Source organism: Mitsuaria sp. GD03876, assembly GCF_029840635.1.
Classification (GTDB): domain Bacteria; phylum Pseudomonadota; class Gammaproteobacteria; order Burkholderiales; family Burkholderiaceae_C; genus Roseateles.
On record NZ_JAOCCU010000050.1, the window covers coordinates 1 to 14,016 of the forward strand.

General features: G+C 63.7%; 14 protein-coding genes. 5 read left to right on the forward strand and 9 right to left on the reverse strand.

The window, feature by feature from the left end:
- Positions 1–170 precede the first annotated feature (170 nt).
- Positions 171–1,115 carry a LysR substrate-binding domain-containing protein gene (locus N5D62_RS23715; RefSeq protein ID WP_279760419.1) on the forward strand — a complete coding sequence of 315 codons (945 nt, stop codon included), beginning with the start codon at positions 171–173 and terminating at the stop codon, positions 1,113–1,115.
- Positions 1,116–1,149: 34 nt separating this feature from the next.
- Here the strand turns inward: N5D62_RS23715 and arr are convergent, their stop codons facing one another.
- The gene (arr, locus tag N5D62_RS23720) at positions 1,150–1,545 is read right to left on the reverse strand and encodes an NAD(+)--rifampin ADP-ribosyltransferase (protein ID WP_279760420.1); all 396 of its coding nucleotides are present in this window, start codon (positions 1,543–1,545) and stop codon (positions 1,150–1,152) included.
- 149 nt (positions 1,546–1,694) lie between these two features.
- Between arr and truD the strand changes: the two genes are divergently transcribed.
- Positions 1,695–2,708: a tRNA pseudouridine(13) synthase TruD gene (gene truD, locus N5D62_RS23725; protein WP_279760421.1), complete on the forward strand. Its 1,014-nt coding sequence runs from the start codon at positions 1,695–1,697 to the stop codon at positions 2,706–2,708.
- 90 nt (positions 2,709–2,798) lie between these two features.
- On the opposite strand, the gene N5D62_RS23730 is transcribed toward truD, so the two are convergent.
- Positions 2,799–4,178, reverse strand: a complete 1,380-nt coding sequence (locus N5D62_RS23730) for a TAXI family TRAP transporter solute-binding subunit (RefSeq protein WP_279760422.1) — start codon at positions 4,176–4,178, stop codon at positions 2,799–2,801.
- Between the two features lie 147 nt (positions 4,179–4,325).
- On the opposite strand from N5D62_RS23730, the gene N5D62_RS23735 reads away from it, so the two are divergent.
- From N5D62_RS23735 to N5D62_RS23745, 3 genes are read left to right on the forward strand one after another with little or no spacing between them, the layout of a single operon-like run.
- Positions 4,326–4,874 carry a demethoxyubiquinone hydroxylase family protein gene (locus tag N5D62_RS23735; RefSeq protein WP_279760423.1) on the forward strand — a complete coding sequence of 183 codons (549 nt, stop codon included), beginning with the start codon at positions 4,326–4,328 and terminating at the stop codon, positions 4,872–4,874.
- A 32-nt stretch (positions 4,875–4,906) separates the two neighbouring features.
- The gene (locus N5D62_RS23740) at positions 4,907–5,500 is read left to right on the forward strand and encodes a GNAT family protein (RefSeq protein ID WP_279760424.1); all 594 of its coding nucleotides are present in this window, start codon (positions 4,907–4,909) and stop codon (positions 5,498–5,500) included.
- 46 nt (positions 5,501–5,546) lie between these two features.
- Positions 5,547–5,999 (forward strand): hypothetical protein, encoded by a 453-nt coding sequence (locus tag N5D62_RS23745; RefSeq protein ID WP_279760425.1) that lies wholly within the window; start codon positions 5,547–5,549, stop codon positions 5,997–5,999.
- Positions 6,000–6,119: 120 nt separating this feature from the next.
- On the opposite strand, the gene N5D62_RS23750 is transcribed toward N5D62_RS23745, so the two are convergent.
- The 7 genes from N5D62_RS23750 to N5D62_RS23780 all read right to left on the reverse strand — a co-directional run bounded on the left by N5D62_RS23750 (position 6,120) and on the right by N5D62_RS23780 (position 13,903).
- Positions 6,120–6,587, reverse strand: coding sequence for a hypothetical protein (locus N5D62_RS23750; RefSeq protein ID WP_279760426.1), 468 nt, complete (start codon positions 6,585–6,587; stop codon positions 6,120–6,122).
- Positions 6,588–6,834: 247 nt separating this feature from the next.
- Entirely contained in the window at positions 6,835–7,290 is a 456-nt protein-coding gene (locus tag N5D62_RS23755; RefSeq protein ID WP_279760427.1) for a hypothetical protein, read from the reverse strand.
- Positions 7,291–7,525: 235 nt separating this feature from the next.
- Complete coding sequence (locus N5D62_RS23760) at positions 7,526–10,630, reverse strand: TrlF family AAA-like ATPase (protein ID WP_279760428.1); 3,105 nt, start codon at positions 10,628–10,630, stop codon at positions 7,526–7,528.
- Positions 10,631–11,084: 454 nt separating this feature from the next.
- On the reverse strand, positions 11,085–11,558 hold the full coding sequence (locus tag N5D62_RS23765) for a hypothetical protein (RefSeq protein ID WP_279760429.1): 474 nt from the start codon (positions 11,556–11,558) through the stop codon (positions 11,085–11,087).
- A gap of 235 nt (positions 11,559–11,793) precedes the next feature.
- On the reverse strand, positions 11,794–12,249 hold the full coding sequence (locus N5D62_RS23770; protein ID WP_279760430.1) for a RidA family protein: 456 nt from the start codon (positions 12,247–12,249) through the stop codon (positions 11,794–11,796).
- A gap of 13 nt (positions 12,250–12,262) precedes the next feature.
- Positions 12,263–13,225, reverse strand: coding sequence for a threo-3-hydroxy-L-aspartate ammonia-lyase (locus tag N5D62_RS23775; protein ID WP_279760431.1), 963 nt, complete (start codon positions 13,223–13,225; stop codon positions 12,263–12,265).
- A gap of 48 nt (positions 13,226–13,273) precedes the next feature.
- Positions 13,274–13,903, reverse strand: a complete 630-nt coding sequence (locus N5D62_RS23780; RefSeq protein WP_279760432.1) for a PAS domain-containing protein — start codon at positions 13,901–13,903, stop codon at positions 13,274–13,276.
- Positions 13,904–14,016 lie beyond the last annotated feature (113 nt).

Below are 14,016 nucleotides of genomic sequence, written 5' to 3' on the forward strand. Positions count from 1 at the left end.
CTTGCTCATGTTTCGCTCCAGTTGCGAGGTGTTGAAAAGGTGAGCGAAGCTTAAGAATTCATCCGATTCGAATAAAGGCGACGATCTCGATATCTTTTTTCCTGGTGATGAATAATCGGCCCGCCGGTCAGCCATCCGTCGTCGGAACGCGCCGAGCCAGGAGGAGTTCCATGGACCAGTTGCTCGCGCTGCGCGTCTTCGTGCGCATCGCCGAATCGGGTGCGTTCTCGAAAGCCGCGGACGCGATGAACATCCCGCGCCCGACCGTGACGAAACTCGTGCAGGACCTCGAGCGTCACCTCGGCACCCGGTTGCTGCAGCGCACGACGCGGCGCGTCAGCGTGACGCCCGAGGGCGCCGCGTACTACGAGCGCGCGCGGCGCCTGATCGAGGACCTCGCCGAGATGGACGAACTGGCCGCGCGGTCGCGGGCGCAGGCGAGGGGGCGCTTGCGCGTGGACATCGGATCGGTGCTCGCGAACATGATCCTGATCCCGGCGCTGCCGGACTTTCGCGCGCGACATCCCGAGTTGCACGTGGACCTGGGCGTCAGCGACCGGCCGGTCGACCTGATCGGCGAAGGCGTCGATTGCGTGATCCGCGGCGGCGAGCTCGCGGACACGACGCTGGTCGCGCGCCGCATCGCCGATCTCGACTGGGTCACCTGCGCGAGCCCGGTCTACCTGAAGGCGCGGGGCGTTCCGAAACATCCCTCCGAACTGATCGCGCGGGCGCACGGGCCGGACGACCGGGCGCGCGTGCCGGGACATGCGATCGCGGGCTACTTCTCGTCGCTGACGGGACGGGCGTTCCCGCTGGAGTTCCACCGCGACGGCGAGTCCCTGCAGGTCGCCGGCGAGGCGGCGATGGCCGTCAACGAGAGCACCGCGCACCTGAGCGCGCTGCTGTCGGGCGCGGGCGTGGGGCAGACCTTCCGCTTCGCGGCGGCACCGCACCTGGCATCCGGCGCGCTGTGCGCGATCCTGGACGACTGGACCCGCCCGCGCCATCCGCTGCACGTCGTCTACCCGGCGTCGCGGCACCTGAGCGCGAAGCTGCGGCTGTTCGTCGATTGGGTCTCGGAGGTGTTCGCGGCCTTCGACGATCGGCCTTGAGTCCCGCGGGTGAAGCCGCGCGGGGGAGGGGCGCTCAGTTGATGATCTCGCCCATGCCCGCCGCGACGCGGGCGCGCAGGGTCTCGATGAACGCCGCGTCGTAGGGCTCCCAGTCGTCCAGCTCGCCGACGACCTTGAGCGCATGCGCGCTGCGATAGGAACGGGTGGGGTTGCCGGGGAACTTCTTGTCCGTGACGTTGGGATCGTTCTCGAAGTCGCCGAGCGGCTCGACGACGTAGACCCGCGGCCGGCCGTCGCCCTTGGCCATCTCGGCCGCCAGGCCGGCGCCCTTGGCGAGGGCCGTGAAGTAGATGTGGTTCATGACGATGCTCGGCTGGTAGTTCGACCTGAAGCCCGGGGTGAGCAGGTCGCCTGGCCGGAGCTCGGCCTTGGTGCCGTGGAAGAAGGGGCCTTTTTCGTCGATGAGCATGGGCGTTCCGGGGCGAAGGGATCGGGGAGGCGCGGGCGATGGGGCGGTCCGCATCGTAGCCCCGCGGTGGGGGGAGAATCGCGGCTTCGACCGCCCCTGGCCGGACAGACTGCCTGTCCCGATCTCCAGTGGGTGCCGTCAGACCATCCATGACCGACGCTCAATACACGACCTTGCCCCAGTGGCCCCATGCCTATCCCCACAGCGGCGCCAGCGCCACGCTGAAGCTCCTCAACGAGGACTTCATCGTGACCGAGCTGCCGCTGCAGCTGCCCTCCGGCGAGGGTGAGCACATCTGGCTGGACATCGAGAAGAACGGCGCCAACACGGCCTACATCGCCCAGCAGCTCGCCGAGGCCGTCGGCGTCGAGGAACGGGACGTGGGCTATGCCGGCCTCAAGGACCGCTATGCCATCACCCGGCAGTGGTTCAGCATCTATCGGCCCAAGGGCGAGACGCCCGACCTGACCCAGTTCCAGCACCCGGAGTTCAAGGTGCTGAGCCAGACCCGCCACGTGAAGAAGCTGCGTCCCGGCGACCTGCAGGGCAACCGGTTCCGCATCGTGCTGCGTGACGTGACCGGCGACCGCGCCGCCATCGAGGCCAATCTCGCGGCGGTCGCGTCGCAGGGCGTGCCCAACTACTTCGGCGCCCAGCGCTTCGGCCACGACGGCGGCAACGTCGAGCAGGGCCGGGCGATGCTGGCGCGCGAGATCCGCGTGCGCAACCCGAAGAAGAAGGGCATCTACCTGTCGGCGGTGCGCTCCTTCGTCTTCAATGAAGTGCTGGCGCTGCGCATCCAGCAGGGGCTGTGGGGGCAGACCCTGCCCGGTGACGTGATGGACGAGGCGGGCCGACCCACCGGACCGCTCTGGGGACGCGGCCGAGTGACCACCACCGATCAGGCGCAGGCCCTGGAGAACGGCGTGGCCGGACAGCACGCCACCTTGTGCGACGGCATGGAACACGCGGGCCTGGATCAGGAGCGCCGCGCGCTGGTGGCGAGCCCGGTGGACATGTCGTGGGAATGGCCGCAGGCCGATCAACTGGTGCTGACGTTCTCCTTGCCCGCCGGCAACTACGCGACGTCCGTCCTGAACGAGATTCTGCGCACGACGGAGCCTGAGCGGCACACGGAGGGCGAGCCCGCGGCCGTCGAGTGACGGGCGCTTGGCTTGGGTTCAGGGCTACTGATCGTCAGCGAGCGGCACGCGCTCAAGGCGAATGCCCTTGGCTTTCAAACCGCTCGTCGATCACTCGGTCGGCCCGTCCGCCGGCCGAGGCCGCTGCGCCAGCAGGCGCTTGCGCACCGCGTGGATGTTGTTGCGCAGCGCGTAGAGCTCCTCGGCATAGGACAGCGGCACCGCGATGCGGTGCGTGACGCGGTCCAGTTCGTCCAGTTCGTCGAGCAGGGCCTCGCGCTCGCCCGTGCCGGTTTCCAGCTTCGCTTCCACCTCGCGCAGCCGCGCGTACCAGCGGAACACCCGCGAGCGCACGCGGAAGGTGTAGAGCGGCGGCACCACGCGCGACAGCGGCAGCATCAGCACCAGCAGGCCGCCGACCACCAGCCACATGCGTTCCAGCAGATTGCCGGCCCAGAAGGGCAGGTAACGCGCCCAGGCCGGCGGCGTGCCGTTGATCGCGCGGTCGCCCTCGGCGCTGACCGGCAGCTCGCTGGTCCGGGTGTTGGGGAAGTCGCGCGCGCCGTTGAACCAGCCGGCCCCGCTGTGCTGCCCCAGCGCCGCCTGCGCGAACAGCTGGCGCAGGGCAGGGTGCGTCTGCTCGCGTGCCAGCAGCGCGGTGGTGGTGGCCAGCAGCGGCACGTCGTGCGGCGGCAGGTCGGCCGCCAGGTCCACCACGCCGCGCGGCAGCGTCACCGTGGACAGGAAGGGCAGGTGGCGCGAGTAGGCCTCGTTCTGCTCGAAGGCCATCAGCGCGATGGCCGGGTCCCGGAGCAGCGCGCGGATCAAGCCGGCCTGCGGCGCCGAGATCAGCACCGCGGCATCCAGCCGGCCCTCGCGCAGCGCCGCGCCGGCCGCGTCGGGCGGCAGGTTGGACAGCCGCAGGTCGGTCGGTTTCAGCTGGTTCAGGGCCAGCAGCTTCTCGACGATCTGCGGGACGCCGCTGCCGTCCTGGTCCACGTTGACCCGCAGGCCGCGCAGCTGGGTCAGGCGCTGCAGTTCACCGCCGGGCAGGCGGCGCGCGACGCCGAGATCGCGGCGATAGAAGATCCAGATCGGCTCGTAGAACAGGCTGCCCAGCGAGACGATGCCGGCCTCGGTGTCGGCCGCCGGATCGGCCATGCCGCCGCGCACGAAGCCCACGTCGGCGGTGCCCGCGCGCAGATGGGCCAGGTCGTCCTGCGCGCCTTCGCTGCCGATCAGCTGCACCTGGATGCGCTCGCGCGCCAGCGCCTTCGCATAGCCTTCGCCGAAGTTGGCATAGGCGCTCCCGGCGGGGCCGGTGGCCAACCGCACCTGGCGTGGCGGCTGCGGGTCGAGCCACCAGTAGGCCGCCACCAGCAAGCCGCCGCCGAGCAGCAGCAGCGGTCCCATCGAGACCATCATGTCGCGCAGCGTCTGCAGCAGCAGGCGCAGGCGGCGGGTGGCGTGCCATTGCTGAATCGGGGTCATGGCTCATCGTATGCGAGGCCAACTGCGTGGACTGTTACGCCCGGTTTGGCGACAAGGCGCCAAGCTGCTTCCGAGGGAATTTCTCCAGCGCGCGATTCGTGGCTCGCATGCTCAAATGCCGAGCCAACTTCGAAAGCGATTCACTGCATGAAATTGATCGCGCTGCCTCGCCCAGCGGACAGTCTTGCTGAGCGAACTCTCAAGGTGAACCATGCGGGCGAGCATGGCGCGGTGAATATCTATGCGGGCCAGCGCCTCGTGGCTCAGGTCACGTGTCGAAGTCTCCTCGACGAACTCGCCGAGTTCCAATCGCACGAGGAAAAGCACAGGGCCATATTCCAGGCCGAGCTTGAGCGCCGGGGTGTCCGGCGTTGCCGCAGCTACCTGCTGTGTGGCGTCGGCGGCTACACGCTTGGCGTCATCACCGCGCTCTTTGGTCGTAGCGCCATTGCCGCGACGACGGTCGCGGTGGAACGGGTGGTTCTCGGTCACCTGAAGCACCAGCTTCGGGACCTGGCCGGTGTCGATGACGCCGCGGTCGTCGCCATCAGTTCCATCGTGCAAGAAGAGCAGCAGCACCACGACAGCTCAGCCGCTCATTTCCAAGGTCGGGCGAGGTCGTTTTGGCTCCGCATGCTGACGCCAGTGGTGTCTGCGTCCACCGAGACCGTTATATGGCTTGGTATGCGGTTATGAGCGACGGGTTGGGCTGAGGGGCGACCCGCCCCATGAAACGATCCCGTGCTGACGAGTTTCCTGGCGACATGACAGCCCGGCAAACAAAGGACGCCTACTCGATGCTTCCGACACTTGGCCTGGACTGGGCCTTCCTCAGGCCGGTGAAAACATCGGACCTCGCACGCTGGCTGACGTACCTGCAGGGCGACGCCGTGCGACAGGGCATCAGCTGGCGGCCCCAACGCGTCGATGAACTTGAAGAGTTCGTGAACGCGGCGAGTTTTGAAGAAGGTGCCAGGCAACTTCGGTTCGCGATCGCATTGCAGTCCGACGACTCGCTCATCGGTACTGTTGGATTGCATTCGATCGTGCGGGACCACCGAAGCGCCGAGATCGCCTACGACATTCATCCGACGCATTGGGGCCGCGGCCTCGCATCGGCAGCATGCGAAGCGGTGACCCATTGGGCGCGAACGAAAGGCCTTTTCAGGATTCAAGCAACAGCGCTCGAGGACAACAAGGCATCTATCCGCGTGTTGGAACGATGCGGGTTCAAACAGGAGGGGGTGTTGCGTGGCTATCGCTGGGTCGATGGCGCCGCTCGAACGTCCCTGGTGTTCAGCAATGTTCCAGGCGATGCATAGCGGGCCGTCCGCCTCCGCTGCTCGCGAACCTCGCACCGGTACGACCATGACCACGCCCGCCAACTTGAAGATGCTGACGATGTTGGTTGCCGCGGTTTGCTCATTTCCTTCGATGGCAAGTTCATCGACCGAGCCCGCTCCAATTGACGCGACGGTGTCCTCAAACCTTGAGCCACCGAATCCTGTCCTGTGCCGTTCCTCGATGACGGATTGCCCTCGCGGCCCCGACAAAGGGTCCTTGCCACCGTTGGAACTGCGTCTCCCGCGTTCCACGGCCGCCACGCCTGGGGCCCACGCGTCGTTGTCGACCCGCGCTGAACGAGGCAACAACGCCATCCGCTTTAAACCCGTTCCGACGCTCGTCGAATGGGGAATCAAAGGCAGTACCGAAGCGCTGGTCGAGTGCAGGAAAGGCGCGTTCCCGGGCGCGGTCGTCGCCTCGTATCAGGTCTGGACGCCGCAGAGCAACGCACAGCCGGATCATTGCGACCGGTTCTGATGGGGGATGCTTCTACGTGGTGGACCACGCCTGGATGGCCTCTTCCAAAACGTCATCCCATCCGAGCATCTCTTCATGGTCGAGGCGCTCGGATTCGTAGGGGCGAGCCAGGCGGGCTGCCTAGTCTGGAAGCTCGCTCGGCTGAACGCCTTCAGCGATCAATGCGGCCCTGAGCGCACCCGGCGCGCCACTCTCGGCTGCGTTCCGAATCTTTTCGTTCACCACCAAGAAGTACTGACCTGCATCGGCTGGCAAGATGCCCTGCTTCGTCCAGTCTCCCGGTGAACCACGCTTCGCCGACAAGCCACAGTTCTTGTGGGCAAAGATCAGCTTCTGCGGCTTGTAGAGCTTGATGTGTTGTTGAAGCGTCCCCAACTTCTGGGCCCAAATGAACCAGATTTCGTCGCCATTTGAGGGGTTCGATCTTTGCTGAGGATCCTCTTGCGGCCTCACAGGATCGGTCGCTGCATTGAAGCCGGCGTTGAATACGGCGTGCACGCGATAGTCCGTACCAGGATGGACCACTTCTTTCAACCTTCGCCATTCCATGCTGGCGCGGTTCTGCAGGAGGGGCGCCGAACGTCTCATGTTCTCTTCCTTTCACAAGTACTAGGACTGGGGATGCGGGCGTACTGCTGGTGGACTCTAGGCAGAACGAGGGCGGCGGCGCAATGCTCGGGCGAGTGACGAAAGTCATTGCGGCGGAGTGTCTCGATTCACCGCGATTTGTCGCTCGATCCTGATGACCGGGCACCTCGACGTCTTACGCCAGGCGCGACCATCGGTCCGGGGCGAACGAGCAGGGCGCCACTCCCGGTTTTGAGACGACCAGCGCCTAGCGTGGGCCTTGTCCAAGCACGTCTTCGGGGTCGGGGCTGTGAGCCAAGCGAAGGACGAGCAGGTCCTCAAGCTCCAGGGTTGGGTGCTTCGCATGGTTCGAGGCGAAGTGGAGCACCTCAGCGAGTGATTCCCCGTCGTGCCAAGTGGTCGGGATGAAGTCCTCGCCATCGGCATCGACGACATACCCGGAGCGCTCCAGGGCGGCCCAGTCCATGCTGTCGTCCCACGAGCTTGCCTCCTGACCCCACGCCATCAGGTATCGACACCCCGACGCCGCAAGCCATTCGCAGATCGCTGATTGCCGTGCCGCTTCTGGATGAAGCTCGCTGACCACGAGGGCTCGAAATGGCGTCCCGAACGGCAAGCGCGGGAATTCGACGTCTGGCGACAGCCACAGGTAAACGATCTTTCCCAGGCTGGAGCGCTCGATGCGGAACAGGCGGGAAGTCATCGGCTCATCGTATTCGCCGCGCGTTCATCTGCATCCGGTGTGGCGCTTGCACGGCGGAGCCGATGTCCGCTTCAGGCTGGTTGCAGACATCCGTAGGCGGCACGGTCAACGGCTGGTTTGGTTGATTGTCGACGTCAGGGCTGCGGTCACGCGGCGCCTCGGGCGGCGAACCGGGCGAAAACGATCGTCAGCGCGATCCCCGCGCTTAACGCCCGGGGCCGATCGAAAAAATTAGCTATACCGCCCTTGGGTGGTACTTGTTGCCGCGGTTATTGAAAGCCGGCATTGTGCCCTCCAGCACATCCACGACGTGGCCGTTGATGGCGGGATTCTCGATCGCACCCGAGAGATATGAGATTTTCGAACCGTTCTTGCGATCAAACGAGGACCAGATCAACTGCTCGGCATCGCAAACGACCGCAAGATTCGGGTTGTGCGTCACCATGATGATCTGGCGGAATTTTTTGGCCTTGGCCAGGACAGGGACAAGTAGGTTATAGACCGTCTCGTTGTCGAGATTCTCCTCAGGTTGGTCCAGAATAATCGGGTTACGGCCCTTGTCGACCAGTAGATAGAAAATGAGTAGCAAAGCGCCGCGTTGTCCCGGTGATAGCTGTTCAATCCGGGTTTCCTGAAAGAGCAACGAGTATCGAGGCTCAAGAAATGGTAGCCCAAAAAGCAGGTCGTACACATCAACGACTGCCTTGTCCTTCTTTAGTATGGACGCGACGCCGATCATGGTCTTGCCGGCCGCACTCGCCGCTTCACATACCTTCTGGTGCAAGGCATCTACGAATCCAAGAATGCCGGCCTTGCTGCCGAACTCGAATTTGTCGGCTAAGCCCCGAATGATATTAAGGCTCTCGTCAACGCCCCGGAGTTCACCGTGCGTTTGTTTGATCAGATCAAACAAGGTCGCAGCGATAGCGTCAGCAGACCCGTTCAAAGATGCCTGAAACTGAAGTTTGTATTCTTCGCGTATGAGTTCGTCACTTTGGATGAGATCCTGCACTGGCTTGAAAAGGATCTCCCGGGCTTTTCGCTGCGCCTCCAGGACGTCGAAGATGTTGCCTGTGAGATTCATGCGTGCCTGCTTATGTTCAGTCAGCCGCTTCGGCAATTCGTCGAGTTGCTTGATCCGCTCCAGCAGCCCCAACTGGGCCTCAGGCGTTTCGGCTGTACCCTTCAGTTCAGCGAGCTTCTGATTCCAACTCTCAAGCGCCGCGAGTTCCTGCTGATACTGAAGCTGCGGTCCATCTAGCTTGGCATTCAAGGGCGATCGTTCGTCCTCAAGCTTGATCTTCTGTGTGGCCGCTGCATCGCTGTTTGCCTGCAAAGCATTCTGCTGGCCTGGGATAGCATCGGCGATGACCTGCAGCGCGTCATCCTTGCTTGTGAACGCGACGACTGCATCGGCTGCAAGGCCCAGCAACGCCAGATCCTTGTCAGTGTCGACCAGGAATTGCGCGTGCGCGCGCGTCAGCACCTGCACGCGCTCCCGGATGTTTTGGACAGCCTTGAGCTTCCCTGCAAGCGCTAGGCTGGTCGCCGCATCTTTCGCTGCATTCGTCTCGAGCGTCTTTAGTTCAGCCGCTATCTGCTCAAGGCGCGTGGTCGCCGCCTGTTGGTCTGGCGTCAGCGCGTCTGCCGGCTTGGGACCAACCATCGGCTTGATCTTTTGGTGCTCGTCGATCTGGTGATTCTTGGCCGCGAGAAGCTCCTGTATCGAGCTCTTAACGCTGGGCTGAAGCTGCTCTTCAATGGCCGCAATCTCTCCATTGACGCGATGCAAATCTTTCCGGAAGTCGTTCAGCTGAATGCGGAACCCGTCCTCTTGCTGCTCTATCAATTGGTCGAAGTTGTGCGCGCCGAGGCGAATCTGCTCGCTGGTGTGCGAGAAGATCACCGAGCGTAACTCCTGCTCAAAGGCGTTGGAGCTTCCGGTGATGTGCGCGTTGCATAGAGCTTCGAAATGGTTCTGCGGGATGTATCTCACCATCTCGACCTTGTCGGGTGCGGGGTCGTCAGAGAGAACCCTGGTCCCGCTCTTGGTATCGACCCACGTCAACTTGCCGGTAAAGTTCTTCGCAGGCTCACCGTTCTTGCCGAGGAAGCGCTCCTTTCTTAGGAATGAGAAATGCTGCTTCTGCCGGGAATTGCCGAGAAGCGCGATCACATCGGCAAGGGCGCTCTTTCCGCTGCCCTTGTTGCCGATGATCGCAACTAGGTCGGAGTTGAGGGGGATCGTGGTGCCATGAAGCCAAATCCCCGGCGCGGCGGCGACGTGCTTGGTGATCTCGACGCGGTCAATAAAGAAAGGCTTGTTGTTCTCGATTTCGATCTGTTTCGGCGGTCGATCGCCGATGAATGATCGCTTCGCAGGCTCCATCATGGCCTGCTGCAGGCCGAAGAACGTCGGATCCGCCTTGATCCATGTGATCTTTCCGGATGGAAAGTCACCGTAGCCGCGTTTGTCGTTGTCACCTTTGACTCCGACGAAACAATGGGCGTCGCTGCCCGAAACGACAATACGAGGAACGTTGCCTAGTCGTTCCTGAAACTTCTTCAGGAATTCCTTATTCTTCTCGGTCGGTTCATTAATAAAGCAATCGCGCAATTCGAGGTTGCGCGATTCGAAGATCGGGGATGACTTGAACAGCGAAATGAAGAACGCATAGTGCTCTTGCCACTTCACTTCCTTAAGACCGTCACTGGTATCAAACGGCATGAAGCCAATGGCGAGACCATCCTTGACGTGCGCGATTGCCGCTTTGTAGCTTTCAGCAGTTAACTCGGCCAGCGAACATCCTGCGCGAAGCGCGTTGGCTTCGTCGGCCATATCGGCTTTCTTGAAGCCCTTGTGATTCAGGTTATCCTCGGACGTCGTCCGCGCCAGTTCAATAAGCCCGGCATTCGAGAGCGCGCTGCCAGTCTCCGCAATGCGCAGCATTGATTTGAAGTCGTGAAGCGTTTGATCCGGGGTATGGTCGGAGAACAGGACGTGTACGTTGAGACGCTTTCCCGGTATGTTCATGGGCGCCATAAGCCGGAGTTCGATACCGGGGAACACGGTCTTGTTGAGCTTTGGCGCGCCCTCTTCCTTCAGGCGGCGTTGAAGCGCGAACCAGCCATCGAATGTCCAGTAGTCCATCAACGCGAATACCGCAGGTGGGGCGGCGTTGAGGGCTCCGATCATCTGGTCGACGAGACCGCGGTTGTGCGCAGAATTCGGGTCAGCGTCGAACTTTGCGCCTTTCCAGTAGAAGGACGCGGGCGTATGAACGTGCAGGTCCCACTGCCTCCATTCCGAGCCACGTTCGAATGCGTCTGACATTGGCATGGCATCTCCTCCTGGCCGATCTTATTGTTGCTAGGGAAGGTCCGAACAACGCGTCGTCGACGGCGATTTCTAGCTCGCGATTGGAACATGATGGCCGGCGCCGCAGTCGCAGGTCCGCCCAAGCCACCAATGCTGTTGGCGCCGACAACCGGGGCTTTCATTAAGTCAACGTTTGACGCTCTTCGTCAATGACTGAGTTTCGATCGGCAGCGCACTTCACGCTCCGTTCGGCACCGATAGCAGTCGCCGCATCTCGGACCTCGCGCGGTGGGATCGCCCCGCAGTCGGGAATACGGCGCGAAGCCGTCATCCGACCAACGTGGACCAAAGGCTGCAACCGCTGCAGAGCAGCCCCCCATCAAACTGGCAAACCCGTTCTGACGCTCGTCGAGTGGGGGCACCGCAGAGCAACGCACAGCCGGATCATTGCGACCGCTTCTGATGGGAGATGCTTCTACGTGGTGGACCACGCCTGGATGGTCTCTTCCAAAACGTCATCCCAGCACTCGCACTTCACCAGTTGCCAGTGACGCGTCGCGACGTGATTGAGATATCCGACCACGGCAGCTCGTTGCTCCTCGCCGAGTAATGAGAAGTCCCGAGCCAAAGGGCCGAGGGAGATGTAGTTGATGAAGCGCATCAGGAACGGGTCGCCGTCCCGATCCTTGCATCCTGACTCGGCCAGCTCCATCAATCTCGGAAGCAGATAGGCGCCCGCTGCAGGCGAGAGATGACCGAGGGGGCTCCATGAGACGAGGCCGAAATCGAGGGCTTCGACATGTTCGCGAGGTTTTCCGCCCAGCATCTCTTCATAGTCGAAGCGCTCGGGTTCGTAGAGATCCTCTTCGATGTACTGGCTCGGTTGAGCGAAGTCGGCGAAGACTCGATAGATCTCGGGGATCGGGGACGGGGTCTCTGTTACGGCCATCGGGCGATTGTGAAACCAGTGCGCGTCTTCGCTGCGATGCCCGATCGTCTAGCGTTTGACCGCGTGCTCCTCAGGCAGGCCCGTGCACCCAGCCTGCTCGCAGGCATACAAGAACACTCGCTGAACTGGCAGCCAGCGTTGAGGTTGTCCTCTTCAAACCTGCAGTTCAAAAATCGGCAGCGGGCAAAGATGCAGCCGGCGAAGACCGATCCGCGAAACAGGCATGGAGGTCACTTCAGACCGGTGAGGTGCGGGACGGTCGCACGTCAAGAGGGTCGCACCGTGCCGTCAGGCCAGCGAGCGCCACCGCCTCCACCTCCACCGCCAGCCCGTAATGCAGCTCGGCCACCCCGGCCACCGCGCGAGCGGGCCGGTGGCTGCCGATCCACTCGGCATAGAGCCGGTTGAACGCCGGCCATTGCGCGATGTCGGTGATGTAGACCCGCACCTGCAGCAAGTCCCGCGGCGTCAGCCCCACGCGGTCCAGCGCGGCTTCCAGGTTAGCCAGCACCTGACGCGTCTGCGTCTCGAAGGACGCGTCCTTCAACGGCGTGCCCTCGCGGTCGATGGGCAGCATCCCCGAGATGAAAGCCAGCCCGGCAGCCACGCTCACATGGGAGCAATGCCCCGCCGGCGGCGAGAGCGCCTCACTGTCGGCGAGCTCGATGAGATGTGCATCCGCTGCTTCCATGGCGCCCCCGGGATCAGCCCGCGACCAGGCTCGCGAACCGCGTCAGGTCGACGTTGCCGCCGCTGATCAGCACGCCGACGCGCTTGCCCTTGAGGTCCGCCTTGCGTTGGCGCGCCGCCGCGAAGCCCAGGCAACCGGTCGGCTCGACCAGCATCTTCATCCGGCTGGCCAGGAAGCCCATGCACTCGACCAACTCGGCGTCGGAGACGGTCAGCACGTCGTTGACCTCACGCCGGATGATCGGGAACGTGATCTCGCCGAGATGCGGCGTCTGCGCGCCGTCGGCGATGGTCTTGGGCGTGTCGATGTGGACGATGCTTCCGGTGCGGAAGGATTGCTGCCCGTCGTTCCCCGCCTCCGGCTCGACACCGAAGAGCGCGCAGCGAGGCGACAACGCGCGCGTCGCCAGCGCGCTGCCCGACAGCAGTCCGCCGCCGCCCAGCGGGACGAAGAAGGCGTCGAGTTCGCCGACCTCCTCGAACAGCTCCTTCGCGGCCGTGCCCTGGCCGGTCAGCACGTCGGGATGGTCATATGGCGGGATGAGGGTCAGGCCATGCTGCTCCGCCAGCTTGCGGCCGATCTGCTCGCGGTCTTCCTTGAAGCGGTCGTACAGCACCACGTTGCCGCCATAACCCCGCGTCGCCGCGACCTTGGCCGCGGGCGCGTCGTTGGGCATCACGATGGTCGCCGGAATGCCCAGCAGCTTCCCCGACAGCGCGATCGCCTGCGCATGGTTGCCCGACGAGAACGCAACGACGCCCGCCTTGCGCTGCGCTTCGCTGAACCGCGACAACGCATTGAACGCGCCGCGGAACTTGAACGCCCCGATGCGCTGGAAGTTCTCGCACTTGAAGAACACCTCGGCGCCGAATTCGTCGTTGACAGTGCGGGAGGTCAGCACCGGCGTCTTGTGCGCGTGGCCTTCGATGCGGCGGGCCGCCGCGATGACGTCGTCATAGGTGGGGAGGTTCTGCATGGGGAAGTCCTGAGGAAGGGAAGGGGATGCGGGTGCCGGCGCTCGCGCTCACTTGGCGTCGCTGTAGACCGTCGCTCGGGAAACGCCCAGGTGGGCGGCGATGGTGTCCATGGCGCGGCGCACTTCCAGCAGGCCCGCCGACTTGAGCTCCTTCACGAGCGTGCGGCGGTCGTCCGGCTTCAACGCGCGCGGCGTCGAGGCCAGGCGGGCGGCGAACTCGTCGATCCGGGCGCGGATCAGCTCGGCGCCCGAGGGGTCGAGCGATTCCCGCGCTGCCGTGCCGCCCTCGATCGCGGTGAACTTGCTGATGGCGCTCTGGAAGCCCTGGAACAGCGTCAGGTCCACGTTCATGCACAGCGCCGCGATGTAGCGGCCCTGCGAGTCCTTGATCCCGATCGACGTGCTCTTGGCCTGGCGGCCATCCGCGAACTGGTTGGGATAGTTGGCGATGACCTGGTCGTAGCCCGGATCCATGATCCGCGCCAGGCCCAGCTCGGTCGCCGGATCGCCGACCTCGCGGCCGGAGAGGTTGTTGTGGATGGCCAGCACCGCATGCGCCGGGTCCAGCAGGTCGTGCACGACGACCTCGGTGAACGGCGCGAAGGTCTGCGCCAGGCCTTCGGCGACCTGCTTGAGCTGCGCCAGCAGCAACTGCTGCTCGGGAGTCTTCTTGGGCATGTCGGGCAGTCTGACGATCATTGGACTATTTGTCAAACTATGGACAAATATTCCAGCGAGGCGTCCCGATGCCACGGCTTTCAGACCTGAACACGATCCGCGCGCCATGCGAG